Below are 25,803 nucleotides of genomic sequence, written 5' to 3'. Positions count from 1 at the left end.
CCGGAAGCAACTTTATAGCCTACAGATAAAAAAACGGGAATTTTCTGTGAAGCAACGAATTATAACTGCGCTTGTATTAGCGCCATTAGCCATTGCGGCTATTTTCTTTTTACCACTTAAATTCTTTATGTTATTTGCAGCGGGTGTCTTTTTACTTGCAAGTAAAGAATGGGCTGGTTTTGTGAGTAAGGAACCTTCTTCTGCCATCCTTTATATTTTTGGTCTAATACTTGGTATTACATTAATGTTGATGCCAGTAAGTGCTATTTGGACTGGTGAATTGCCAAACCAATATATTATTTATGGACTTTCAGTTGCTGCTGCTTGGTGGTGTATTGCTTTAGTCATGGTAGTACGTTACCCAACCTCGGCAACCCTGTGGCGATCAAATAAGGTAATAAAAGGTATTTTTGGCCTGTTAACCTTAATTCCATTTTTTTGGGGACTTGTTGTTTTACGCTCAATGAATATGCATCATGACTTCTATTTTGGTGCGCAACTTGTAATGTACGTGTGCTTATTGGTGTGGGCTGCTGATTCTGGTGCTTATTTTGCAGGAAAACAATTTGGTAAACATAAATTAGCGCCTAATGTGAGTCCTGGTAAAACAATTGAAGGGCTTGTGGGCGGTTTAGTTAGTGCGGTTGTTGTCGCTTATTTCGCGAGTACTTTCTTTGCTATTTCATCTGAAAAAATGGCAGTATTTTTTGCCGCTTCAATTATCACAACTTTAGTCTCTGCTTTAGGTGATTTAACTGAAAGTGTATTTAAGCGAGAAGCTGGCCTAAAAGACAGTAGTAATTTATTACCAGGGCATGGCGGTATATTAGATCGCATTGATAGTTTAACAGCTGCTGTTCCTGTATTTGCCTTTATATATATCTACTGGCTAATTTAATGATGAAAAATCTAGCGGTATTGGGTGCAACAGGGTCTATTGGTGATAGTACGTTAAGCGTATGTCGCCATAACCCTAGTTTATACAATGTTCAATTTTTATATGCGGCGACTAATGTTGATAAGATGTTAGCTCTGTGTATTGAGTTTGAACCCTCTTATGTTGCCTTATCTAACGACCAATCTGCTTTACAGCTAAAGCAGCAACTAGAACATAATAAATTAAACTGCCAAGTATTACCTGAAGAAGAAGTGCTTTCTCTACTGGGCAGCACTGAGATAGATTCCGTTATGGCTGCAATCGTAGGCGCTGCAGGTCTGAAAACTACACTTGCTGCGGTTTATGCGGGGAAAGAAATTTTCTTAGCGAATAAAGAATCATTAGTCATGTCTGGTGCGTTATTCATTGATGCAGTTAAGCAGTCTGGTGCTAAATTATGGCCTGTGGATAGTGAACATAATGCCATCTTCCAATCAATGTCTCCAACGTTACAAGATAGCATTGGACATTGTGATTTAAGTTTGGGCGGCGTTTCAAAGATATTATTAACGGGATCTGGCGGACCATTCTTAACTAAGTCATTAAATGAATTTAGTGCTATTACCCCTGATGAAGCCATTAAACATCCTAATTGGTCGATGGGACCTAAAATTTCAATCGACTCTGCGACAATGATGAATAAAGGCCTTGAGTACATTGAAGCAAGGTGGTTATTTAACACGAATAAAGATCAGCTAAAAGTAATCATCCATCCTCAATCAGTTATTCATTCAATGGTGCAATATAAAGACGGTAGCGTTATTGCTCAAATGGGTAACGCCGATATGCGAATACCTATCGCGCATGTAATGGGGGGCGAGAAGCGGATACTAAGTGGCGCAGAAGGCTTTGACTTCTTTAACTCTGCTAACTTTACTTTTGTCGAACCAGACTATAGTCGCTATCCGTGTCTGAAATTAGCAATACAAGCCTGTTATGAAGGGCAACATGCAACCACAACACTCAATGCCGCTAATGAAATAGCAGTACAAGCCTTTTTAGATGAACGTATTCAATTTACAGGCATCCCTACTGTAGTCGAACATGTGTTAAATCAATTAACACATCAAGCAGTATCATCAATTGACGAGTTATTAGTTATAGATAAAATGGCAAGGAACTCTGCTATGGAGTTTATTAATAGAGGTACGATTTGTTAGATTTCATTTGGAATACCGCTGCATTTATTATTGCTTTAAGCATTTTAGTAGCCATTCATGAGTATGGGCATTTCTGGGTAGCCCGTCGTTGCAACGTGAAAGTACATCGCTTTTCTATTGGCTTCGGTAAAGTGCTTTTTAAAAAATTAGATAAACAGGGTACTGAGTTTGTTATTGCTGCTATTCCATTGGGCGGTTATGTTAAAATGCTCGATGGACGTGTCGAAGAGGTACCAGATGAATTATCTGAATTTGCCTTTGATAAAAAAACAGTTTGGCAACGCATTGCGATCGTTGCTGCTGGTCCTATTGCCAACTTCTTATTAGCCATTGTTGCCTTTTTCTTGATGTATACGATTGGTGTAAACAGTGCTAAACCTATTATCAGCCATGTTACTGAAAACTCTCCTGCAAGTATTATCTCCGAGCAAAAACAATTTCAAATAACATCAGTTAATGGACAAGTTGTTAACGATTGGGAAGCTTTAAATCTACTACTTGTTGATCAAATTGGCGAGTCTAATTTCGAGCTAAGCATTACACCATTTATGAGGTCAGACTCACAAATAGTTAATGAACCAAGCCAAACTTATACAGTCTCATTAGACAATTGGAAATTTGAACCAAAAAAAGAATCTGTTATTAGAAGTTTAGGTTTTATTCCTTATTCTCCTAAAGTTTACCTTGTGGCTGACTCTGTTGCTGATGACAGTGCATCTCAACGCAGTGGTTTAATAGTAGGTGATAAACTTATTTCAATCGATGGCATTGCATTAAATGACTGGCAACAGTTTGTTAACATTATTCAAAAAAATGCTAATAATAAACTTAAATTAACCATTGAAAGAGAAGGTAATGAACAAGTATTAACACTCTTACCTGACACCCGTGAAGCTGCCGACGGTACATTGCAAGGTTATATAGGGTTAGCACCAACAGTAGATGTATATCCTGATGAATTTAGAGTTAGTTTAAAATATGGTGTTGTAGAGGCGTTTACTAAAGGCCTTGATAAAACATGGCAACTAACAGAGTTAACTTTTTCTACGCTTGTTAAGTTAGTGACAGGTGATTTGTCTGTTAAAAACTTAAGTGGCCCGGTTGGCATTGCAAAAGGTGCTGGAATGAGCGCTGATTATGGGGTAGCTTACTTCCTGGGGTTTATTGCCTTAATTAGTGTTAACTTAGGCATTATGAATTTGATTCCATTACCTGTTTTAGACGGTGGGCATTTAATGTATTACTTTATTGAAGCAATAAAAGGTAAACCCGTTTCTGAAAAAATACAAGAAGTTGGTTTTAAAATAGGTGCTGCTGTATTAATGACATTTATGTCGATTGCACTGCTGAATGACTTTAATTTATTATAAAATACGAACAAAACGTCAATGATAGCTGTTATCATTTAGTTGTGTCGTTTTTGAGCTCTATTAAGAGTGCATTTAAACTATTTTTTGCACAAAAGTGCAGTAAAGGATTTTGTAGATAATGTTTAAGAAATATTTATTAGCGATGACGCTAACGGTCACAGGGTGCTTTGCGAATTTTGCTTCGGCAGAAGAATTTACTGTTTCTGATTTACAGTTCAAAGGACTTCAACGTGTGACGATAGGTGCTGCCTTATTAAGCTTACCAATACGAGAAGGTGATGTCGTTGATGACTATGATGTCTCCCAAGCGATTAAAAAATTATATAGTACAAGTTACTTTGAATCTATTCAGTTATTTAGAGATGGCTCTGTGCTTATTTTTAAAGTTAAAGAACGTCCTACAATCAGTGCAATTGAGTTAACAGGTAATGATAAATTATCTGAAGATCAGATATTAGATTCACTTAAATCCTCATCAATAAAAGTAGGTGACTCTCTCGATAGAACAACATTAACCAGTATTGAAAAAAGCTTAGAAGATTTTTACCACAGTGTCGGCAAGTACAGTGCACAAGTTGAAACGATCATTACACCTTTACCAAGAAACCGTGTGTCAGTGCAGTTTGTGTTTCGTGAAGGTTTAACTGCAAAAATAGAAGAAATTAATATTGTTGGTAATGACGTTTATACCGATACCCAATTATTGAAACGACTAACGCTAAGTGATTCTGGGGGGTGGTGGGATTTATTTGCAGATGATAACTATCAAAAACAAAAGTTAGCCGGTGATTTAGAAGTTATTAAAAGTTACTACTTAGACCGTGGTTATATTCGTTTTAAAATTGATGAAACTCAAGTGTCTTTAAGACCTAATAAAAAAGGTGTTTATGTAACGGTTAATGTTAATGAAGGTGACATTTATAAAGTTAAAAATGTGACTTTTATTGGAGACTTACTTGGCTACGATGAAGACATTAAAAGTTTAGTTTCATTCACAAAAGGCGATGTTTACGCGGCGTCTGATGTGTCTGCTTCAGAACAAAGCATTCGTAAGTACTTTGGTCGTCTAGGGTATGCTTTCCCTGAAATAAATACCTACCCTGAAATTGATGATGAAACTAATACGGTTGTGGTTAATTTTTCTGTTGATCCAGGCCAAAGAGGTTACGTTCGATATATTAATATATCGGGTAATACAACAACTAAAGATGTTGTATTACGTCGTGAAATGCGTCAAATGGAAGGCGGTTGGTTATCTAGCGAAGCCCTTGAAACGTCTCGTGCACGTTTAAATCGTTTAGGTTTCTTTTCTAAAGTAGACATCAATACTGACCGCGTTAGTGATGATTTAGTGGATGTGAATGTTAATGTAGAAGAGCAGTCATCTGGTAGTTTCACTGCTGGTATAGGATTCGGTACTGACTCTGGTATTAGTTTAAGTGGTGGTATCCAACAAAGTAACTTCTTAGGCAGTGGCGATAAAGTTTCCTTACAAACTAAATTTAATGATTATAGTGTGAGTGCGGATCTTAGTTACGATACACCTTATTTAACTAAAGATGGTGTAAGTGGCGGTGCGCGTATTTACTATGATAAATTTGAAGCTGCTGAGGCTAATATCGTTGATTATACTAATACAACTTATGGATTAAGCTTTAGTACGGGCTTTCCTATTAACGAAATTAACCGTTTAGGGTTTAGTTTCGGTTGGGAAAATAATGGTATTTCTCAAGTTAATGGCTATGCCCAGTTAGAGAAGTTTTGGGATATTTACGGTTCACTACAAGATTCAGACGGCAGCGCAAACTTTAAAAACTTTGATTTTACTGCTACTTGGACACGTAATAATCTAGATAGAGGGCAATTGGCTACGCAAGGTATGTCACATACATTACGCGCTAAAGTTACTGTTCCAGGTTCTGACCTTCAGTTTTTTAAATTGAACTTTGATATTCGTAACTATCAGCGAATCACTGACAATGGTGATTGGACAACCTTATTAAGAGGTAGCCTAGGTTACGGAAACGGTTATGGTACATTTGAAGGCAATGATCAAATTTTACCTTTCTTTGAAAACTATTATGTTGGCGGCTACAGAACAGTACGTGGCTTTTCGAGTAATAGTATCGGACCTCGCGCCATTTATTCTGGTGTAAGTAGTGGTAATGCAACGGCGACTTATACTGATAGTGCTATTGGTGGTAATGCAAAATATACAATGAGTGCGGAACTTATTTTCCCTGTACCGTTCTTAGATGAAGCTTATGCTCGTCAAGTCAGAAGTAGTTTGTTTGTTGATGCTGGTGAAGTCTGGGATACCGAGTTCGATAATGATGCCTACAAAGATATTTGTTCGTATAATTGTGATTATGCTGGAGACTACTCTAAACCAGGTCGTCTTCGTGCATCATTAGGTACTCAGTTAACGTGGGTTTCACCTTTAGGACCATTAGTCTTTACTTTAGCCGTTCCGCTAAAAGAATATGATGGTGATACGACTGAAATATTCTCATTTAATATTGGTGATACTTTCTAGTTAGATTATTGACTGGCTGTAAGTCTAAATAGTGTGCTTTCTGGCACACTTCTTTTTATCTATTTAAATAACAATTTTATTAATACGGAGTTACAACATGAAGACCTTTTTTAAAGTTATTACATTAGCAACTGCAATGGGTACAATTTCTGCGGCTAATGCTGCTGACGTACAGAAAATTGGTGTGGTATTCCCATCAAAAGTGATGCAAGAGTCTCCTCAACGTGAACGTATCATTAAAAAGCTAGAGTCTGAATTCAAAGGACGCTATGAAAAACTTCAATCTTTAGAAAAAGAAATAAAAAAACTACAAACTAAAATTAAAAAAGATGGCGAGTTATTAGGTAAAAGTGAAGTAACTGGGTTACAACGCCAAATTGAAGTTAAAGTATCTGAGTACAAATTAAGCCGTAAGGCATTTGAAGAAGACCAACGTCGTCGTCAAAGTGAAGAGCAACAAAAGTCATTAGCAGTGGTTCGTGATGTTATTAATACTATTGCTCAAGAAGGACAATATGATCTTATTTTAAATGGTGAGCAAATTGTATTTTCAAAACCAGGTTTAGATATCTCAGACAAAGTTATTCAAGAAATCAGTACTAAATAGGTTTAATTATGGCTTATTCATTAGCAAGTTTAGCAACTCAGTTATCAGCTCAATTAGGTGGTGACGGAGAGTTAGAGATACTCCGTTTAGCTACTTTCGATAGTGCTAAACAAGGCGACATTACTTTTGTTTCCGATAAAAAATTACTGGCACGTTTAAGTGAGTGTCAAGCAAGCGCGATTGTATTACCGACTGCAGCGAAAGAGTCATATCAAGGTAATGCTTTATTTATGGATAACCCTTATGTGGGTTATGCAATGTTAGCGCGTTTATTTGATACCACACCAAACCTTTCGGTCATGATTGCCGATTCGGCTCAAATACATGAATCTGCGATCATTGGTGAAAATGTTGCGATTGCTGAAAATGTAGTAATTGGAGAAAATGTTAAGGTTGGCGATAACAGCCAAATCTTTGCTAATACTGTGATCGCACAAGGGACAGCTTTAGGTAAAGCTTGTAAAATTTATCCTAATGTTTCTATTTATCATAATAGTCAAATTGGTAACGGTGTTATTATCCATGCCAATACTGTCATTGGCTCTGATGGCTTCGGTAATGCACCATATCAAGGAACTTGGGTTAAAATCCCACAAATTGGTAAAGTGATTATCGGCGATAATGTTGAGATTGGATCAAGTACCACAATCGATAGAGGCGCATTATCAGATACGATCATTGGTAATGGTGTTAAAATTGATAACCAATGTCAAATTGCACATAACGTACAAATTGGTGATCATACTGCGATTGCAGGTGGCAGTAATATCGCAGGTAGTACAACCATCGGTAAAAATTGTATTGTTGGTGGCAGTGTGGCAATGAATGGTCATATTAGTGTCGTTGATAATGTAATCGTTACTGGTGACAGTATGGTGATGCGTAGTATTAAAAAAGCAGGGGTTTACTCTTCAGGTGTCCCAGCTCAAGAAAATAAAGCGTGGCGTAAAACAACTGCTTATACATTAAAAATTGAAGAGTTATTCAAGCGAGTTAAATCACTTGAGAAACAAATTGAAGATAAAAACTAAGGAAATCAATCGTGTCTAACGAATTAAATAGTCTTGATATTAAGGAGATCATGGATCTTCTACCGCATCGTTACCCATTTTTATTAATCGATCGTGTAGTTGATTATGTACCTGGTGAAACATTATCTGGTTACAAAAATGTCTCTTTTAATGAACCTCAGTTCACAGGACATTTTCCGGGCACGCCTGTTTTCCCTGGTGTAATGATTATAGAAGCTTTAGCACAGGCAACAGGTGTACTCGCTTTTGCTACTTACGGCAAACCTGCTGAAAATGAATTATACTTTTTAGCATCTATTGATAAAGTACGTTTTAGAAAGCCTGTTGTACCTGGTGATAAACTAGATTTAGAAGTTATTTATCTTAAAGAACGCCGCGGTATGGGTAAGTTTGAATGTGTTGCAAAAGTTGACGGTGACATAGTCTGCCAAGCAATGATTATGTGCGCAAGAAGAGAGATTTAATGATTGATTCAACAGCAAAAATTCATCCAACTGCGATAATCCATGAAAATGCGATTATTGGTAAGAACGTAGAGGTCGGTCCTTATAGCATCATCGGCGATAATGTTGAAATTGGTGATGATTGCTGGATTGGCCCACATGTTGTCGTTAAAGGCACCACTAAAATGGGTAAAGGCAATAAAATTTACCAATTTGCTTCTGTGGGCGAGGATTGCCAAGATTTAAAATATAATGGTGAAACGACTTACCTTGAAATTGGCGATAACAATGTATTTCGTGAAAGTTGTACGATTCATCGTGGTACTGCTCAAGATGAAAGCCTGACTAAAATTGGTAACAATTGTTTGTTAATGGCTTATGTACATGTTGCTCATGATTGCATACTTGGCAATAACATTATCTTATCAAATAATGCAACGTTAGCGGGGCACAGTAAACTGGCTAATAATGTTATTATTGGTGGGTTAACAGCATTACATCAATTCACGCGTGTCGGTGAATATGCGATGATTGGTGGTTGTTCTGCTGTTAATAAAGATATTCCACCTTACTTTATGGCGTCAGGTAATTACGTTCAGGCTCAAGGGATCAACTCTGTTGGCTTGAAACGTCATGGATTTAGTAGTGCGACGATTATGGAAATCAAACGTGCTTATAAGTCATTATGCCGTAACGGTAATACTTTAGCTGAAGCAAAAGCTGAAATTGCAGAAAATGTGGCCGATTGCCCTGAATTAAAAATATTGTTAGATTTTATTTCAGATGAAAATCGCGGTATTGTTCGTTAAAATATATGTTGATAGCGTCTTAAAAACTAGGCTCTTTTGAGCCTTTTTTTTTACCTGATTTTTATTTTAATATATACAAATGAATACGCTGTTGCGTTACTTATACAAAAGAAGAAAATAATGACTAAACCATTACGTATTGGATTAATAGCAGGTGAAACATCCGGTGATATTCTGGGTGAAGGTTTAATTAAAGCACTTAAAAAGCAATATCCTGATGCTATTTTTGAAGGAATAGCTGGCCCTCGAATGATCGCTCAAGGTTGTTCTGCATTGCATCCTCTCGAAGCTTTATCAGTGATGGGCTTTGTTGAAGTATTAGGTAAATTGCGCAGTATTTTACGGATTCGAAAATCAATTACGCAACACTTCATTAATAATCCACCTGATATTTTTATTGGTATTGATGCGCCTGATTTTAATTTAACGGTAGAACTTAAATTAAAACAACAAGGTATTAAAACCATTCATTACGTAAGCCCTTCTGTTTGGGCTTGGAAGCAATGGCGTATTCATAAAATAGCTAAAGCCACTGATTTAGTATTAGCTTTTTTACCTTTTGAAAAAGCGTTCTATGATAAGTTTGATGTGCCATGTCAATTCATCGGCCATACACTTGCTGATCAATTGCCTTTAATTCGTGATAAATCAGGTGCTCGTGAGCAACTTAATATCCCACAGGGCGATAAGGTATTAGCTATTTTACCTGGTAGCCGTAAAGCTGAAGTAGAAATGCTCGGCCCGATCTTTTTACAAGCCGCCGATATTATTCATCAAAAATACACTGATTATCGATTTATAGTACCAATGGTTAATGATCGTCGTAAAGTACAGTTTCAAGCACAAATAGACGAGTTTTCACCCTCGTTGCCCATTACTTTATTTGATGGTCAATCTAGTGCTATTTTACAATCAGCCGATATGGTTTTGTTAGCTTCTGGAACGGCTGCGTTAGAAGCTATGTTGGCTAAGGCGCCAATGGTTGTGGCTTATAAGGTAAAACCTATTACGTATTTAATTGCTAAATCATTATCTAATATTAAATATACGTCATTACCTAATTTAATCGCAGATAGGGAAGTGGTAAAAGAATTGAATCAACATGACTGTACGGTTGATAACATTGTAGAAGAGCTACAACGTTTAATTGATCATGATGCACAGAAAATGATTGATACTTTTACTGAATTACATCAACTAATTCGCTGTGATGCAGATACACAAGCTGCTAATGCTGTGATTAAGCTATTAAATCGTTAATTTTTTAATAAATATTTGCCCTAAACATTGAGACCGCCAGAAATGAAAGTAGATTTTCCCGACGTTATTTATCCTGACTTACAATATATTGCTGGAGTTGATGAAGTAGGGCGTGGCCCATTAGTAGGCGATGTTGTTACAGCTGCTGTTATTCTAGATCCTAATAAACCGATTTCGGGTTTAACGGATTCAAAAAAATTAAGTGAAAAAAAGTTAGCACTATTATTTGATGCTATTAATGAAAATGCATTAGCGGTTAGTATCGGACGAGCTTCTCCATCAGAAATCGATCAGTTAAATATTCTGCATGCCACTATGTTAGCAATGCAAAGAGCAGTAGAAGGTCTTTCAGTTACGCCTGACTTTGTATTTATTGATGGAAATCGTTGTCCAGCTTTAGCAATGCCAAGTGAAGCGATTGTTAAAGGTGATTTACGCGTCGCTGAAATAAGTGCCGCTTCTATTATTGCTAAAGTAACACGTGACCGTGAAATGGTTGAACTAGATAAGCTTTATCCTCAATATGGTTTTGCGAAGCATAAAGGTTATCCAACAAAAGCACATTTTGAGGCAATAGAAGCGCATGGTGTGATTGCTGGATATCGACAAAGTTTTAAACCAGTTAAAGCTATTCTAGCTTTAACTTCAAAGTAGAGTGTTATGCCAGAAATGAGCAATGAAGTATCTATGATGAGTGCATCAGAACGTTCACCTAAATTTGTACATTTACGTGTGCATAGTGATTTCTCAATGGTTGATGGTTTAACTAAAGTTAAACCGCTTATTGCAAAGACTGCGGCATTAAATATGCCTGCGCTTGCGATAACCGATCAAACTAATTTTTGTGGTTTAGTCAAATTTTATAGTGCGGCTCATGGTGCAGGTATTAAGCCTATTATTGGCGCTGACTTTTGGGTTAAAAGTGATCTGCTAGGCGATCAACAATTCCGATTAACCGCATTAGCAATGAATGCTGAAGGTTATAAAAATGTTACTGAGCTTATTTCTAAAGCCTATTTGCGCGGGCATGTTAAGGGACGAGCGGTAATAGAACAGTCTTGGTTAATAGAACATCAAAAAGGCGTTATCATATTATCGGGGGCCAAAGATGGTGATCTCGGTAAAATGTTACTAAAAGGCAATCAAGCTGCCGTTGCAGAAATAACTACTTTTTATAAAACACATTTTCCAGATCGATATTATTTGGAATTAATTCGTACCAACCGAGTTAATGAAGAAAATTATTTACATCTAGCCATTGATTTAGCTGCTGAGCAAGGGCTGCCTGTTGTTGCGACTAATGAAGTTATCTTTGCTGATGAGTCTTTATTTGATGCACATGATATTCGCGTGTGCATCAATCAAGGCTATGCGCTTGGAGATGAAAAGCGTCCTAAAGATTATAGTCCAGAACAATACTTACGTAGTGAAGAAGAGATGTGTGAACTCTTTTCTGATATCCCTGAAGCGCTACAAAACAGTGTTGAAATAGCCAAGCGTTGTAATGTGACTTTGCGCTTAGGTGAGTACTTCTTGCCTGATTTTCCAACCAACGGCATGCCGATGGATGAGTTTTTCTGTAAGGCGTCTCGTGAAGGGTTAGAAGCACGTCTAGAATTCCTGTTCGATAAAGACAGTCCAGAGTTTCCTGCAATTAGAAAACCCTATGATGAGCGTTTAGAAATTGAATTAGGCGTAATCAATAAAATGGGCTTTCCGGGCTATTTCTTGATCGTAATGGAATTTATTCAATGGAGTAAAGATAACAATATTCCCGTTGGGCCTGGCCGTGGTTCAGGTGCTGGGTCTCTGGTTGCTTATGCATTAAAAATTACGGATTTGGATCCACTAGAGTTTGAATTACTTTTTGAACGATTCTTAAACCCTGAACGTGTTTCTATGCCCGATTTTGATATCGACTTTTGTATGGATAGACGTGATGAGGTAATCGACCACGTAGCAGAACTTTATGGACGAGATGCCGTATCTCAAATCATTACCTTTGGTACGATGGCCGCGAAAGCGGTTATTCGTGATGTTGGCCGTGTATTAGGGCACGCTTATGGTTTTGTTGATGGGATTTCAAAATTAGTTCCACCGACACCGGGCATGACCTTAACAAAAGCATTTGAAGAAGAGCCTCGTTTACAAGAGCGTTATGATGGCAGTGAAGATGTCCGTGCATTAATCGATATGTGTCGTACTCTTGAAGGGACTATTCGTAATGCCGGTAAACATGCCGGTGGTGTGGTTATTTCACCGACAACGATCACTGATTTCGCCCCATTGTATTGTGACGATGAAGGTAATAACCCTGTAACACAATTTGATAAAAATGATGTTGAAACTGCTGGTTTAGTGAAGTTCGACTTCTTAGGGTTAAGAACATTGACCATCGTTCAGTGGGCATTAGATATGGCTAATGCACACAAACATGAACGTGGTGAAGAGCCTATTTATATTGAAAAAATAGATCTTACTGAACCGGCTTGTTTTGAACTGCTAAAGCGTTATGAAACAACGGCTGTTTTCCAGTTAGAGTCGCGCGGTATGAAGGATCTTATTCGCCGCCTACAGCCTGACTGTTTTGAAGATATGATCGCATTAGTAGCCTTGTTCCGTCCAGGCCCTCTTCAATCAGGCATGGTAGATAACTTCATCGAACGTAAGCATGGTCGTGAGGTCGTATCGTATCCAGATGAGAAATGGCAGCATGAGTCACTAAAAGAAATTCTCTCACCCACTTACGGTATTATTTTATACCAAGAACAAGTTATGCAGATTGCACAGGTATTATCTGGTTACACACTGGGTGGTGCCGATATGTTGCGTCGTGCGATGGGTAAGAAAAAACCAGAAGAAATGGCGAAGCAACGTGCTACTTTTGAATCAGGTGCGATTGAGAATGGTATTGATGGCGAGCTCGCCATGAAAATATTTGATTTAGTAGAAAAATTTGCCGGTTACGGATTTAACAAATCTCACTCTGCTGCCTATGCATTAGTGTCTTACCAAACTCTCTGGATGAAAACATTTTATCCATCTTACTTCATGGCTGCGGTTATGTCTGCAGATATGGATAACACTGATAAAGTTGTTATCTTAGTCGATGAATGTCAGAACATGGGATTAACGCTCTGTCCACCTGACGTGAATGAAGGTTTATTTAAATTTAATGTCGATAAAGATTTACGTATCATTTACGGTATTGGCGCTATTAAAGGAGTCGGTGAAGGACCCATTGATGCCATTATCGAAGCGAGAACCGAAGGTGGGAAATTTAAAGACTTATTCGATTTTTGTACTCGTGTTGATTTGAAACGTTGTGGTAAGCGTATTATTGAAAAGCTGATTCTGGCAGGTGCATTAGATAACTTAGGGCCACATCGAGCTGCATTAATGGCGAATTTAAGTGATGCGTTAACAGCCGCTTCTCAGTATAAAAAAGCAGAGTCATCAGGCCAATCTGATTTGTTTGGTGTATTAACAACTGATGACGATGAAATTGAGAACAAGTTTTCAGTCGTTGAAAAGTGGCCTGAAAAACAATGGTTGAAAGGCGAAAAAGATACGCTTGGCTTATATTTGACAGGACACCCTATTAACCAGTATGAGCCTCATTTGCGTGCTATTAATTGTCTTAAGTTAGTGAATCTAGCCGTTAATGGACGTGGCCAGAATAGTCGAGTGTGTGGTTTGGTTTTAGCGATGCGAATGATGGTCACAAAAGCTGGCAAGCGTATGGGTATTTTGACCCTAGACGATAAAAGCGCGCGTATGGATGTGACTGTTTTTGCTGATTTATTAGACCAACATGAAGCCTTGTTATTTACTGATAATATCGTGGTATTGCAAGGTCAAGTCAGTGAAGATTATTTCAATGGCGGTTTGAAGATGAATGCGCGTGAAGTCATGAGTATCGATCAAGCAAGGGAGCGGTTTGCCAGTAAATTACGTTTGAATATTTCATCAAATATATTACAACATCGATCAATGCCAGAATTTGAAGCTCGTTTAAAAAGTATCTTAACACCTGCTTCGGGTGGTTTATGCCCTGTGTTTATTAATTATCAAAACCATCAAGCACAGACAGAAATTGAACTTGGTATTGAGTGGTCTATTACACCTAGTGACGACCTATTATTTGAACTTGGGCGTTTATTAGGTGAAGAAAACGTAGCCTTACATTTTGATCAAGGTTAAATGAAAAATGCACAATAAGATGGAGGCTAAATTTAATCAACATTTGAATATGTTATTAGGTAACTTGCCTGAAAATGCTTCTGTGTTGGATCACTCTCCAGCTTCCTTACCTGAAAAACGATTACCAGAAAAGGCAGTAAATGAAACACCAAGACTGATCGTTGCTCTGAGTGGTGGCGTTGATTCAGTTGTGCTATTACATTTACTCGCAAATTTTAAAAAACATCATCCTGCTTATAGCGTGTTAGCGCATAATGTTAATCATGGATTGAGTGATAATGCAGAACATTGGGGATTATTTTGCGCTGAGCTTTGCCAAAAATTAAATGTTCCCTTTATAAGCTCGACAGTCAAAATAGAAAATAAATCAAGAAGTAGTTTAGAGGCGCTTGCGCGGGATGCTCGTTACCAATGCTTTAAAGATAACATGTTAAAAAACGACGTTATTTTGACAGGGCATCATCAAGACGATCAACTTGAAACCTTATTATTAGCATTAAAAAGAGGTTCAGGTAGTACCGGATTGCAAGGGATTAGAAGCACCCAGTCTTTTTTTAATGGGCACTTAGTTAGGCCATTATTAATCTTTTCTCGTCAAGCATTAGTCGATTATGCAGAGTTTCACCAATTGCAGTGGATTGAAGATGAGAGCAATCAAGATATAGATTTTGATCGTAATTTTATTCGTCATCAAATATCACCTCTATTAATCCAGCGTTGGCCTGCAATGGCTCAATCCGCTTCTAGAACCGCACAATTATGCCAAGAGCAGCAAACGTTATTAAATGAAGTTGCGCAGCAAGATTTAGGTCAATGTTTGGTTAAGCGTCTATCTTGTCAAACACTGGATATTGCTTCGCTTGCTGCATTTAGTAGCGTAAGACGTAATAACATTATTCGCTTTTGGCTTAAGTCTAACGGATTACAATACCCAAGTAGTAAGCAATTGACTATATTATGGGAGGAAGTTGCGCTTGCTGACGTCGATAAACAACCCAAGTTACAGTTAGTATCTAATACGATTTGTCGTTATCAAGAGGCACTTTATATTGTACCTATGCAATCGATAAAAACACTTGAAGCACCTGTAACTTGGCTAGGTGAGTCTTTTTTATGGTTAGACGAAGAACGATTAGGGGTCGATTTCTCTAAGGTAGATCCTGCTGTGGCTAAACAACATCATGTACAGTGTTGTTTACGTCAACACCTTGATGCAAAGTTAACGTGTTTGCCAGAAGGGCGTAATAAAGCAAGAAGCATTAAAAAGTTGTTGCATGAATATCAAGTACCGCCATGGTTACGAGATCACGTTGTGTTTATCTTAGTAGATAATCAATTAACTGAGGCTGTTGGTTTATGGCGCTGCCAACCTAATGCCTCTAATGTATCAAATATTCCTGTCATGGACTTATCGTTGTATTCTCGCTAAGGCTTTATTTTCATAAAGGTTTTGATCCGCTAACTCAAATAACTGCGTTGCACTAGTCCCTATTTCCCAATGGCTATATCCAATGCTTGTTGAAAAGTTAATTTCTTTTAAGCTCGGATTATTGTCTATTTCTTCTTTAATACGTTGGTGAACCTTATCAATTGAGCAAGGTGCTGATGGCTGCAAGATAATAACAAATTCATCACCGCCTAAACGAAATACAATATCTGATGTTCGAATACTTTTTGTTAATACTTGTGCAAAGCTGTTTAAAACTTGATCGCCTTTTAAATGCCCATAAGTATCGTTGATTGCCTTAAAATGATTAATATCTAATACCATCAATGACAAACCTAAATTAGCACGGTTGCTCTGTTCGATAGCATGGAAGATAGTTTCTTCGTAGTACGCTCGATTGCCTATATTAGTTAAATGATCCTTGTAGACCATCGCACTTAATTCAGAAAATTTTAAAGCATGCTTTAAATTTGGTAATAACAACGTGTGCAATTCGGTTAATAATTTATCCTCTTGGACTGTAAAGGGGGTTTCACTTTGATATGTCATCGTCCCCAGTCTTGGTGACTGTCCTGAAGATCCTAAATTAAAGTTTTTAGTGAAATTATTTTGTTGGGATTTAGGCAAACTAAAAAAACCAAAAGCAGATTGAAAACGGATATTTAAAGGGCGGCTAAATGTTGCCACTAGGGTGGCAAAATTGTCCATCATCTCTTTTAAATCTAAACTTTGTTGTAATGTTTCTAGTGTTATCAGTTTATCTTTAACGCTTAGTAAAGGTTCATTAGAAAATACAGTGAATACTGGGGTACGATACCCTAAGGTACTGTGTTTATTATTATGGATAGTTTCCATATTATTTCCTTTATTAATAGCGTTAATGACAGTAATTTGGCATTTGTTAATATCTATCTATGGTTAAGCTATATTCGTGCCAATTCAGGCATCAAAAAGGTCATTTCGACCTGATCTAAAAAGAATTTTTTGGTTTGTTTTTTTATGTTTACTTTTAAATCAGTTGCTTGAAGTGGGTTTTGTAATTTATTTATTAATAAAGGTGAGGTGTTACGTTTGGTTTTTATGTTGCTGTTAGTTTAATGCTCGGCATTAAATCGAGAGGTGCTACCTTTCCTTTTAAACACAATGAATAACAATGCTTCATTGTGTTTAAAAGTGGAGGAAATTATCGAATAAAAGATAAATACTTTAAAATAGTATTGAAGTTAACTAACTTAACCTGGACGTTTATCAAGGCGAGCTGAAAATAACATTTTTGCATAAAAAATAATAAACAGTACAAATGCACTACACCAAAAAAGCGCACTAATTGCATACGCCATTAAAGGTAAATCAGGTAATAAGTAGGGTAAAAATCCACGCGATAATGCTGATAGGGCTGTTGCAATAAAGGCGATGTTCATCCACTTAGATGGATTTAATGGACGGCCAGTATGACCTAAAGAAACACGACTTATCATTGCTAATATCACCCCTCCAATGCCACCGATAGCCGATATGTGAATCATACTCGTACTATCTAATCCAGGCAGTAATATTCCTAATGGATAAAAAATCAAGCCTAAAGCAAGTAGAAAGTAGCTTAGATGCAATGACCATAACAAAGGGACAGGGAGCGTTGTTAATGGCTTCCAACGTAATAGCCTTATTAAATGAGCAAGCCCACATAACAATGTTAATGGTACAGAGAACGCGGATAACGATGGAAACCAAATAATAATGGCAAGTAACAATAATGGGGCAAGGCATAAATATTCTAAGCCTAATATAACAACAGGTTTTTCAGCGTTAGTTCCTTTTGCTGTAAAAAAGGGAATAACGCGACCACCCATCACTGCAATAATAAATAAGACGAGAAAGAACATACTCCATATGGCTTGTTGTGATGTTATATATTGATAGGAATGTACTGCTAATAAACTAATTGCATTCAATGTGCTCATGGTAATAAGGAGAGGAACAAAAAATAAGTTCTTCCATTGTTTTGCTGAAATGACTGATTTTGCTAAAGCAATAGCAGCGAGTGGCATCCAACTTACTTCTAATAAAAAGGTAATCCAAAATAATGAGGGTGGCAGGATAAATAATGCTAAACGAGAAAGCAGCCAGATGGTAAATAGTAGTGCTAATTTTTTCCCTTTTAAGCCTGAGGAGCCTGTCCAGTTTTGCACTGCTGTTAATAAGAAACCAAGTATGATTGCACCAGTAAAGCCAAATAACATCTCATGAGCGTGCCAAAAACTAGGGGACATTTGTGAAGGTAAAGTGGTTTTTCCAGTCAGTAATGCAACCCATACTAACGCACTAATGACGCTAAAAATCGTGCCGGCTAAGAAAAAAGGTCTAAAGCCTAATCTAAATACAGGTATTAATTGTTGCTCTTTAGCATTGTCGCTTATGTGGATCATGTTATTCTCTACCTTACTGAACTGACTTATATCGCTTAGAGTCAAATGATAAGTTAAACCCTATTATTTAACGAGGAACTTATGTCGAAAAACCTATCTGAAGTTCTCTTTTCTGAAAAATTTAATATTCAAGAAACCTCCACTCTCATTGCACATAGCGGTTCTAAAAAGAATACAAAATTGCATAATTCAACAATGGATGGTGGAGAGCAAGCTGGTTGGTATAGATTACTCAAATTATTACAATGGGCTTGGCAAGGTTTAGATATTATCGACTGTTATGAAGTCTTAGCAAAAATAAGTGCTTCTACTAATAAACGCAGTGATCCTGAATTATTAGATACCGTGATTGGATTTCGCTCTGGTAATTGGAGTTACGAATGGTCTAAAAAAGCCATGCAATATCAGAAACAAGCAAATGAATTTGTTAGCGATGGCAATAAAGAAAAAGCTAAAAAATACTATTACTTGGCATCACAATATTACAGTATCGCGAGTTATCCGCATCTAAAAGGCGATGAGAGTAGCATTCAAGCTCAGACTTTAGCTTATAGTAATTATCGAAAGTCATTCGATAATGATGAAAGTGCTTTATTAAAAGAAATTCAAGTGCCGTTTGAAGGTAAAAGTATTCGTTGTTATTTACACTTACCAAATGATGATGTTATTCATCCCGTTGTGATTGTTAGCTCAGGACTTGATGCTCTGCAATGTGATGTGTTGCCTTTGTTTGAAAAGCTGCTTAAACCTGCTGGTATTGCAATGTTAACGGTTGATATGCCGGGCGTTGGGTTTTCTAACCATTTGAAATTAGAACAAGATACGTCTCGTTTACATCAAGCTATTTTAAAGTATATGACTGAAGTGCCTTGGGTTGATCAATCACGCGTTGCTTTAATGGGCATGCGCATGGGAGGGAATGCTCTCACCCGTCTTGCTTACGTTGAGCCTAAACTCGTTAGGGCTGGAGTAAGTGTTGGTGCTGCTGTTGGTAGTATCTTTGATAGCCTTGATAATTTTAATAAACTACCCGCAATGACCTTAGATTGTTTAGCGAGTCGAATGCAATTAAACCATTCAGATGTAAATCATTTGTATCAACTTTGCGTCCCATTTTCATTGATTAAACAAGGGTTACTTGGACGAAAGCGTATCCAAACACCACTTTTAAGCATTGGCCATGCTGAAGATCTTATGTGCAATGAACAGGATTTAAAATTGATTGCAAGAGCAAGCTATGAAAGTGAGTCTAAGATTATTAATAAGCCGCCTATTTTTGATTCTTATCTACAATCTTTAGAATACTCTGCTAAATGGTTGACAAAACATTTACAAGAGTAAATGATAGGTAAATTATTTACTCTTCATAAAACAAGAAAGGAATCTTCTGATATGCCTGAGACCCTAATAAAAGGGCCATCGCGTGGTCGTTTGTTTAAGTTATTTACTGATATGGGCCCTTATTTCCGTAAATTACAGTCCGATGAGAATAAATTTTTCTTCGACTGTTTAGAAATCTGTATTGATGCAGAGGAAGAACCTGAAAATAGAATCTTTCTCGGTTGGTGGATCATTGTAACGCGTGATGATAACAAATTTTCTTATGAACGGTTCAATGGAATGTATGATATTGAAGCTAATTGGGTTGATAAAAAAATCAATAAGAAACAAATGAAACAGCTTGATGAATCTTTTGAAGTCTTTATCACAAAATTAACGGATTTGATTGATGTTGAAGTAGGTTGCGAACTAAAACCTATTTAAATATTTAATTGATATTGCTTAGTGCGATGAAAGTGAGTATTTATTTTGACTCTTTCATTTCTGCAATAATGGTATACTAGAAACAGCAACTCACTTAGTTGCTGTTTTTTTTTGAGCTCAATAGCGGTTATTATTAATATATCTCTTGATAAATTGAGCCTTTTTTTATTTTTTAGAAACGAAGCATAAACGAATGAATGCGAATAAAAAAACAATTGTAGTTAAATTAGGAACGAGTGTTTTAACGAGTGGAACCACTAAGCTCGACCGAGCTCAAATGCTCGAAATCGTTAGGCAGTGTGCCATGTTGCATAAACAAGGACATCCTATTATTGTCGTTACCTCTGGCGCAATCGCTGCGGGTAAAGAACATCTCAATATGCCAGATATTGAACCTACTGTTGCTAACAAACAAATGTTAGCGGCTGTTGGTCAAGGGCAATTAATAAGAGAATGGGAAAATCTGTTTAAGATATACGGTTTGCATGTTGGTCAAATGTTATTAACACGTGCCGATTTAGGTGATAAAGGGCGTTTTCTTAATGCGCGTGACACACTTAATACATTGTTAAAACACCGTATTATTCCATTAATAAATGAGAATGATGCCGTTGCTACCCGTGAAATTAAAGTGGGTGACAATGATAACTTATCAGCATTAGTTGCGTTATTAGCTGATGCGGACCAACTTATATTATTGACTGATCAGCAAGGTTTATTTACAGCTGATCCTCGTAATAATCCTGATGCTAAATTAATTACAGAAGTCACAGAGATAACCGATGCTATTCATAACCTTGCTGGTGGAAGCGTTGGTGGCTTAGGCACTGGTGGCATGGCGACAAAAATAGAGTCTGCTACGGTTGCTAACCGAGCAGGTATTGAAGTGGTGATCGCTTCTGGGCAACGCAAAGATGTTATCATTGATGCTGCAAATGGCATATCGGTTGGCACACGATTTGTGTCTGAAAATAACCGTTTAGAAGCAAGAAAAAATTGGATATTTGCAGGATCTCGTTCTGCGGGTGTACTCGTTGTTGACCAAGGTGCGGAGAAAGCCATTCTTAATGGTGGCAGTAGTTTACTGGCAAAAGGTATTCTATCTATTGAATCTCATTTTTTACGTGGTTATGTTGTTTCAGTTAATAACCAAAAAGGTAAAGAGATAGCACGTGGTATTGTTCGCTATAAAAACGAAGATATCGATAAAATAAAAGGTCAACACTCAGATAAAATTGAAGAAATATTAGGTTATGAACATGGCACGGTGGTCATACATCGAGATGACCTAGTTATTTTATAATTAAGATCCTATCTACTGTAGGATCTGTTCAAAGGAGTAGAAATGAATTTACAACAAATAGGTCAACAAGCGAAAGATGCAAGTTACGAGTTGGCAATCACTGATACGACTACGAAAAATGCCGCTCTTGAGGCCATTGCTATTGAACTAGAAGCTAATGTTGCGGAAATAGTTGAAGCAAATAATAAAGATATTGAAGCAGGCAAAGCAGCAGGTTTAACTGATGCGTTATTAGATCGTCTATTATTAAACGAAGAACGTTTAGCTGGTGTTATCGCAGACTTACGCAGTGTAATAGGGCTTTCAGATCCTGTTGGCGAAGAGTTTGATGGTAAAGTATTGGAAAATGGCTTAAAACTTTGTAAGCGCCGTGTGCCGGTAGGTGTTTTAGGTGTTATTTATGAAGCTCGCCCAAATGTAACCATCGACATTGCGGCATTAAGCTTGAAAACAGGTAATGCAAGTATTTTGCGTGGCGGGAAAGAAACCATTAACTCTAATCTTGTGCTGGTTAAATTGATTCAAGCAGCGTTAAAGAAAGTAGGCTTGCCAACAACGTCAGTACAATACATAGAAAATACAGACCGAGCTTTAGTCGGTGAATTATTAAAATTAGATAAATATGTGGATATGATTATCCCACGTGGTAATTCTGGTTTACAAAAATTCTGTAAAGAAAATAGTACTATTCCTGTGATTATCGGCGGTATCGGTATTTGTCATTTATTTGCTGAAAAAACCGTCAATGTTGAAAAAGCCTTAGCGATTGTTGAAAATGCAAAAGTACAACGTCCAAGTGTTTGTAATGCATTAGATACATTGTTGGTTGATGCTGATATTGCTGAAACATTTTTACCTAAACTAGCTGCACACTTATTACCATTAGGCGTTACGTTAGTCGCGGAAGAAAAGGCAAAAGCAATATTAGGTGATGATGCACAACTTGCACAAGAAGGTGATTTTTCTCGTGAATGGTTATCTCTAAATCTAGGCGTGAAAGTTGTTGCAGATTTAAGTGAAGCATTAGCGCATATACGTGAACATAGCTCAGAGCATTCTGACGGTATTTTGACTAATGACTTTACAGTGGCTAACAAATTTATCAATGCCGTTAACTCTGCTGCAGTCTATGTAAATACAAGTACGCGCTTTACTGATGGTAGCCAATTTGGTTTAGGTGCTGAAGTTGCAGTATCAACTCAGAAGTTACATGCTCGTGGTCCAATGGGATTACCTGAGTTAACGACTTATAAATGGATTGGTATAGGCGATAACTTAATTCGTTCTTAAAATGAGTATTGCTTAGTTTTAATAACTAACGATTAAAAAAGGGCTTGATACACATAGTATCAAGCCCTTTTTTATATTTTGAATTTACCTCTGTGAAACTTGGAGTTTTTAACTCTTTTTTCTACTGCTTCCGCTAAATAACTTTTGCATTAAGTTGGCCTTTATCTAAGGTCACTTGAATGGTTTCACCTACTTTAAGTGTTGCAGGATCAGTACTGACTTTTCCTTTTTCATCTTTAACAATTGCATAACCACGCGCTAAAGTCGCTAATGGGCTAAAGGCATTTAACTGTTGTATTTGATGATGCAAGTTTTGCTCTGTATTATTTAACTTCGCCGCCATCGCTTGAGTAAGCTGACGACTTAATTGCTGTTGTTTTTGTAATTCAATATTAATGTGGTGGCCAGGACTTGCTTGTTGCAATCTATTTTTTAGCTGAGTGGTTAAGCTATTCTGAAACTGCATTTTTTGTTGCATCGCATGCTGCAATCGTAAACTTAATTCATCTAGGTGTTGTGCTTGTTGTTGTAACTTATGTTTTGGGTCGTGTTGTAATAAGGTTTGCTTTAATACACTTTGCTGGTGAGTTTTATGTTGCATCGTATTCAGCATAGATTGTTTAAGACGATTAACTAACGTGGTTAACTGAGTTGAAACAAAGGTTTTGTGTTGGCTAACCAATTCAGCCGCCGCAGAAGGGGTTGCAGCTCGTACGTCGGCAACAAAATCACTGATAGTGACGTCTATTTCATGGCCTACGGCACTGATGATCGGTAATTGGCTATGATGGATAGCATAAGCGACTTCAGGCTCGTTAAAACACCATAAGTCTTCTAAGGAGCCACCGCCACGCCCTACAATTAACACATCACATTCATGGCGAGCGTTAGCTAATGCTATTTGTGACGCAACGGATAACGCACTGCCTTGTCCTTGAACCTGGCTTGGATAGATAATAACGTGTAAACGAGGATCCCGACGCTGTAATACACTGAGTATGTCGTGTAAAGCCGCACCCGTTGATGAGGTGATAATGCCAACGCGTTTGATGATGTCAGGTAATGGCTTTTTCAATGACTCTGAAAATAAACCTTGTGCTGCTAATTGGCACTTTAACTCTTCAAATTGTTGCTTTAATAAACCATCACCTTCTGGCGCCATGGTCTCAACAATTAATTGATAATCCCCACGTGCTTCATACAAGCTGAGTTTGGCACGTACTAATACTTGTTGGCCATGTTTTGGCGTAAATCCAGCTCGGCTATTATTACCACGAAACATAGCACATTTGATTTGTGCATTATGATCCTTGAGTGTGAAGTACCAATGTCCTGAAACAGCGATGGTCAAATTTGAAATTTCACCGGATAACCAAATAACACCTAATCCAGTTTCAAGTAAGGATTTTGCGGCACGGTTAAGTGAACTTACGCTGTATATATTTTTGTTTTGAGTCGCCATAACAGAGTTTTTTACCAAATAAATCAGGGCCTAAATATTAACACAGTAAAAACTCAGTATAAAAACATAAATAGTATTGTACTTATTGCTGATTACGATTAAAATCCCACCGCAATATCATACCCAAGCTATTTTGGGTATATCTAAAAATGCTCCCAACTATAAGTGAGATATTGCAATGCTAAGAATCGCAAAAGATGCGTTAACATTTGACGATGTATTATTAGTACCAGCCCATTCGACTGTACTACCAAACACTGCCGATCTAAGAACCCAATTAACAGAAAACATATCGTTAAATATCCCTGTTGTTTCCGCTGCTATGGATACAGTAACAGAGGCGCGTTTTGCTATTGCTTTGGCTCAAGAAGGCGGTATTGGTTTTATTCATAAAAACATGTCTATTGAAGTGCAAGCAGAACAAGTTCGTTTAGTAAAAATCCATGAAAGCGGTGTTGTCGCGAGTCCTGTGACTGTATCACCATCTACTACCTTAGGTGAAATCAAGGAACTAACTGAGCAACATGGTTTTGCAGGTTATCCTGTTGTTGAAGCATCAGGTGAATTAGTGGGTATTATTACTGGACGTGATGTTTTATTTGAAACTGATCTATCTCGACCTGCTTCTGAGGTAATGACACCAAAAGCTGAGTTAGTGACTGCTAAATCAAATACACCGCGAGATGAAATCGAAGCGTTAATGCATAAGCACCGCATCGAAAAAGTATTATTAACAGATGATAACTTTAAATTGAAAGGTATGATCACTGTTAAAGATTTCCGTAAAGCAGAACAAAAACCTAATGCATGTAAAGACGAATTAGGTCGTTTACGTGTCGGTGCTGCGGTTGGCGCTGGTGCTGGTAATGAAGAACGTGTTGATGCATTAGTAGAAGCAGGTGTTGATGTATTATTAATTGATTCATCACATGGCCACTCTCAAGGCGTATTAGACCGTATTAAAGCTACTCGTACTGCTTATCCTAATCTAGAAATTATCGGTGGTAATATCGCAACGGGTGATGGTGCTAAAGCATTGGTTGCCGCTGGTTGTAGTGCTGTTAAAGTCGGCATAGGCCCTGGTTCAATCTGTACGACTCGTATCGTAACAGGTGTTGGTGTGCCACAGATCACTGCTATTTCTGATGCGGTTGATGCATTAGAAGGCACCGGTATTCCTGTTATCGCTGATGGCGGTATTCGTTTCTCTGGTGATATCGCAAAAGCATTAGCAGCTGGCGCATCATGTGTCATGATGGGTAGCATGTTTGCTGGGACTGAAGAGTCACCTGGTGAAATTATTTTATACCAAGGCCGTTCATATAAGTCATACCGTGGTATGGGGTCTTTAGGCGCAATGTCTCAAGGATCATCGGATCGTTACTTCCAATCTGATAATGCAGCAGACAAATTAGTACCTGAAGGTATTGAAGGTCGCGTTGCTTATAAAGGTAAAGTAAAAGAAATTATCCATCAGCAAATGGGTGGCGTACGTTCATCTATGGGTCTAACGGGTTGTGCAACGATTAAAGAAATGAATACAAAAGCAATGTTTGTGAAAATCACAAGCGCAGGTATGGGTGAAAGCCATGTACATGATGTTGCTATTACTAAAGAAGCACCTAACTACCGTAGTGGTAGCTAAGTAAATAATGAGTCTAATGTGCAAATAGAAATGTAACTATCTATTGAGAATAAAAAGTTTTATTGATAAATTTCTTTGTAAATAAGCACTTAGCTCTGCTTCCTTAAGTT

General features: G+C 37.5%; 20 protein-coding genes. 17 read left to right on the top strand and 3 right to left on the bottom strand.

The features are described 5' to 3' along the window. The first annotated feature begins 46 nt into the window (after nucleotides 1-46). The 12 genes from Q0794_RS04600 to tilS all read left to right on the top strand — a co-directional run bounded on the left by Q0794_RS04600 (nucleotide 47) and on the right by tilS (nucleotide 15,785). A complete protein-coding gene (locus Q0794_RS04600; RefSeq protein ID WP_298940535.1) occupies nucleotides 47-898 on the top strand; it encodes a phosphatidate cytidylyltransferase in 852 nt (283 codons plus the stop codon). Nucleotides 899-900: 2 nt separating this feature from the next. Then, complete coding sequence (ispC, locus tag Q0794_RS04595; protein WP_298940558.1) at nucleotides 901-2,097, top strand: 1-deoxy-D-xylulose-5-phosphate reductoisomerase; 1,197 nt, start codon at nucleotides 901-903, stop codon at nucleotides 2,095-2,097. Then, nucleotides 2,091-3,467, top strand: a complete 1,377-nt coding sequence (gene rseP / locus Q0794_RS04590) for a sigma E protease regulator RseP (protein WP_298940533.1) — start codon at nucleotides 2,091-2,093, stop codon at nucleotides 3,465-3,467. Before ispC ends, rseP begins: the two co-directional genes overlap by 7 nt. A gap of 118 nt (nucleotides 3,468-3,585) precedes the next feature. Continuing rightward, nucleotides 3,586-6,003 carry an outer membrane protein assembly factor BamA gene (gene bamA, locus Q0794_RS04585; protein WP_298940528.1) on the top strand — a complete coding sequence of 806 codons (2,418 nt, stop codon included), beginning with the start codon at nucleotides 3,586-3,588 and terminating at the stop codon, nucleotides 6,001-6,003. A 97-nt stretch (nucleotides 6,004-6,100) separates the two neighbouring features. Continuing rightward, nucleotides 6,101-6,610, top strand: coding sequence for an OmpH family outer membrane protein (locus Q0794_RS04580; protein ID WP_298940527.1), 510 nt, complete (start codon nucleotides 6,101-6,103; stop codon nucleotides 6,608-6,610). Nucleotides 6,611-6,618: 8 nt separating this feature from the next. Then, nucleotides 6,619-7,641 carry a UDP-3-O-(3-hydroxymyristoyl)glucosamine N-acyltransferase gene (gene lpxD / locus Q0794_RS04575; protein WP_298940525.1) on the top strand — a complete coding sequence of 341 codons (1,023 nt, stop codon included), beginning with the start codon at nucleotides 6,619-6,621 and terminating at the stop codon, nucleotides 7,639-7,641. An 11-nt stretch (nucleotides 7,642-7,652) separates the two neighbouring features. After that, the gene (gene fabZ, locus Q0794_RS04570) at nucleotides 7,653-8,105 is read left to right on the top strand and encodes a 3-hydroxyacyl-ACP dehydratase FabZ (RefSeq protein ID WP_298940523.1); all 453 of its coding nucleotides are present in this window, start codon (nucleotides 7,653-7,655) and stop codon (nucleotides 8,103-8,105) included. After that, on the top strand, nucleotides 8,105-8,893 hold the full coding sequence (lpxA, locus tag Q0794_RS04565) for an acyl-ACP--UDP-N-acetylglucosamine O-acyltransferase (RefSeq protein ID WP_298940521.1): 789 nt from the start codon (nucleotides 8,105-8,107) through the stop codon (nucleotides 8,891-8,893). The genes fabZ and lpxA overlap by 1 nt, the downstream gene beginning before the upstream one ends. Before the next feature lie 120 nt (nucleotides 8,894-9,013). After that, entirely contained in the window at nucleotides 9,014-10,153 is a 1,140-nt protein-coding gene (gene lpxB / locus Q0794_RS04560) for a lipid-A-disaccharide synthase (RefSeq protein ID WP_298940519.1), read from the top strand. Nucleotides 10,154-10,195: 42 nt separating this feature from the next. Beyond that, nucleotides 10,196-10,807: a ribonuclease HII gene (rnhB, locus tag Q0794_RS04555; protein WP_298940517.1), complete on the top strand. Its 612-nt coding sequence runs from the start codon at nucleotides 10,196-10,198 to the stop codon at nucleotides 10,805-10,807. 6 nt (nucleotides 10,808-10,813) lie between these two features. Continuing rightward, nucleotides 10,814-14,356, top strand: coding sequence for a DNA polymerase III subunit alpha (dnaE, locus tag Q0794_RS04550; protein WP_298940515.1), 3,543 nt, complete (start codon nucleotides 10,814-10,816; stop codon nucleotides 14,354-14,356). 7 nt (nucleotides 14,357-14,363) lie between these two features. Further along, on the top strand, nucleotides 14,364-15,785 hold the full coding sequence (tilS, locus tag Q0794_RS04545) for a tRNA lysidine(34) synthetase TilS (protein WP_298940513.1): 1,422 nt from the start codon (nucleotides 14,364-14,366) through the stop codon (nucleotides 15,783-15,785). On the opposite strand, the gene Q0794_RS04540 is transcribed toward tilS, so the two are convergent. Together Q0794_RS04540 and Q0794_RS04535 are read right to left on the bottom strand one after the other, a co-directional pair. After that, complete coding sequence (locus tag Q0794_RS04540) at nucleotides 15,765-16,658, bottom strand: GGDEF domain-containing protein (RefSeq protein ID WP_298940512.1); 894 nt, start codon at nucleotides 16,656-16,658, stop codon at nucleotides 15,765-15,767. The genes tilS and Q0794_RS04540 overlap by 21 nt on opposite strands. Nucleotides 16,659-17,035: 377 nt before the next feature. Continuing rightward, the gene (locus Q0794_RS04535; protein WP_298940510.1) at nucleotides 17,036-18,229 is read right to left on the bottom strand and encodes an NnrS family protein; all 1,194 of its coding nucleotides are present in this window, start codon (nucleotides 18,227-18,229) and stop codon (nucleotides 17,036-17,038) included. An 81-nt stretch (nucleotides 18,230-18,310) separates the two neighbouring features. On the opposite strand from Q0794_RS04535, the gene frsA reads away from it, so the two are divergent. The 4 genes from frsA to Q0794_RS04515 all read left to right on the top strand — a co-directional run bounded on the left by frsA (nucleotide 18,311) and on the right by Q0794_RS04515 (nucleotide 22,586). Continuing rightward, nucleotides 18,311-19,570 (top strand): esterase FrsA, encoded by a 1,260-nt coding sequence (gene frsA, locus Q0794_RS04530; protein WP_298940508.1) that lies wholly within the window; start codon nucleotides 18,311-18,313, stop codon nucleotides 19,568-19,570. Between the two features lie 51 nt (nucleotides 19,571-19,621). Next, nucleotides 19,622-19,993 (top strand): sigma factor-binding protein Crl, encoded by a 372-nt coding sequence (gene crl, locus Q0794_RS04525; protein WP_298940506.1) that lies wholly within the window; start codon nucleotides 19,622-19,624, stop codon nucleotides 19,991-19,993. A 193-nt stretch (nucleotides 19,994-20,186) separates the two neighbouring features. Next, nucleotides 20,187-21,296 carry a glutamate 5-kinase gene (proB, locus tag Q0794_RS04520; RefSeq protein WP_298940503.1) on the top strand — a complete coding sequence of 370 codons (1,110 nt, stop codon included), beginning with the start codon at nucleotides 20,187-20,189 and terminating at the stop codon, nucleotides 21,294-21,296. A 42-nt stretch (nucleotides 21,297-21,338) separates the two neighbouring features. Next, a complete protein-coding gene (locus Q0794_RS04515) occupies nucleotides 21,339-22,586 on the top strand; it encodes a glutamate-5-semialdehyde dehydrogenase (RefSeq protein ID WP_298940501.1) in 1,248 nt (415 codons plus the stop codon). A gap of 133 nt (nucleotides 22,587-22,719) precedes the next feature. On the opposite strand, the gene xseA is transcribed toward Q0794_RS04515, so the two are convergent. Continuing rightward, nucleotides 22,720-24,048 carry an exodeoxyribonuclease VII large subunit gene (gene xseA / locus Q0794_RS04510; RefSeq protein WP_298940499.1) on the bottom strand — a complete coding sequence of 443 codons (1,329 nt, stop codon included), beginning with the start codon at nucleotides 24,046-24,048 and terminating at the stop codon, nucleotides 22,720-22,722. Between the two features lie 178 nt (nucleotides 24,049-24,226). Between xseA and guaB the strand changes: the two genes are divergently transcribed. After that, nucleotides 24,227-25,693 (top strand): IMP dehydrogenase, encoded by a 1,467-nt coding sequence (gene guaB, locus Q0794_RS04505; RefSeq protein WP_298940497.1) that lies wholly within the window; start codon nucleotides 24,227-24,229, stop codon nucleotides 25,691-25,693. Nucleotides 25,694-25,803: the final 110 nt, after the last annotated feature.

Origin of the sequence: uncultured Psychromonas sp. (genome assembly GCF_947489755.1) — a bacterium.
Lineage (GTDB): Bacteria > Pseudomonadota > Gammaproteobacteria > Enterobacterales > Psychromonadaceae > Psychromonas.
Note: the sequence above shows the minus strand (reverse complement) of the source record. Positions and strands in the feature narration are given on the sequence as shown.

What these genes read in the sequence shown, in the direction of transcription:
- Q0794_RS04515 (WP_298940501.1), top strand. Translation starts at nt 21,339, where the DNA reads ATGAATTTACAACAAATAGGTCAACAAGCGAAAGATGCAAGTTACGAG.
- xseA (WP_298940499.1), bottom strand. Translation starts at nt 24,048, where the DNA reads ATGGCGACTCAAAACAAAAATATATACAGCGTAAGTTCACTTAACCGT.
- lpxD (WP_298940525.1), top strand. Translation starts at nt 6,619, where the DNA reads ATGGCTTATTCATTAGCAAGTTTAGCAACTCAGTTATCAGCTCAATTA.
- Q0794_RS04580 (WP_298940527.1), top strand. Translation starts at nt 6,101, where the DNA reads ATGAAGACCTTTTTTAAAGTTATTACATTAGCAACTGCAATGGGTACA.
- lpxA (WP_298940521.1), top strand. Translation starts at nt 8,105, where the DNA reads ATGATTGATTCAACAGCAAAAATTCATCCAACTGCGATAATCCATGAA.
- ispC (WP_298940558.1), top strand. Translation starts at nt 901, where the DNA reads ATGAAAAATCTAGCGGTATTGGGTGCAACAGGGTCTATTGGTGATAGT.
- lpxB (WP_298940519.1), top strand. Translation starts at nt 9,014, where the DNA reads ATGACTAAACCATTACGTATTGGATTAATAGCAGGTGAAACATCCGGT.
- crl (WP_298940506.1), top strand. Translation starts at nt 19,622, where the DNA reads ATGCCTGAGACCCTAATAAAAGGGCCATCGCGTGGTCGTTTGTTTAAG.
- Q0794_RS04535 (WP_298940510.1), bottom strand. Translation starts at nt 18,229, where the DNA reads ATGATCCACATAAGCGACAATGCTAAAGAGCAACAATTAATACCTGTA.
- dnaE (WP_298940515.1), top strand. Translation starts at nt 10,814, where the DNA reads ATGCCAGAAATGAGCAATGAAGTATCTATGATGAGTGCATCAGAACGT.
- frsA (WP_298940508.1), top strand. Translation starts at nt 18,311, where the DNA reads ATGTCGAAAAACCTATCTGAAGTTCTCTTTTCTGAAAAATTTAATATT.
- proB (WP_298940503.1), top strand. Translation starts at nt 20,187, where the DNA reads ATGAATGCGAATAAAAAAACAATTGTAGTTAAATTAGGAACGAGTGTT.
- rnhB (WP_298940517.1), top strand. Translation starts at nt 10,196, where the DNA reads ATGAAAGTAGATTTTCCCGACGTTATTTATCCTGACTTACAATATATT.
- Q0794_RS04540 (WP_298940512.1), bottom strand. Translation starts at nt 16,658, where the DNA reads ATGGAAACTATCCATAATAATAAACACAGTACCTTAGGGTATCGTACC.
- guaB (WP_298940497.1), top strand. Translation starts at nt 24,227, where the DNA reads ATGCTAAGAATCGCAAAAGATGCGTTAACATTTGACGATGTATTATTA.
- bamA (WP_298940528.1), top strand. Translation starts at nt 3,586, where the DNA reads ATGTTTAAGAAATATTTATTAGCGATGACGCTAACGGTCACAGGGTGC.
- tilS (WP_298940513.1), top strand. Translation starts at nt 14,364, where the DNA reads ATGCACAATAAGATGGAGGCTAAATTTAATCAACATTTGAATATGTTA.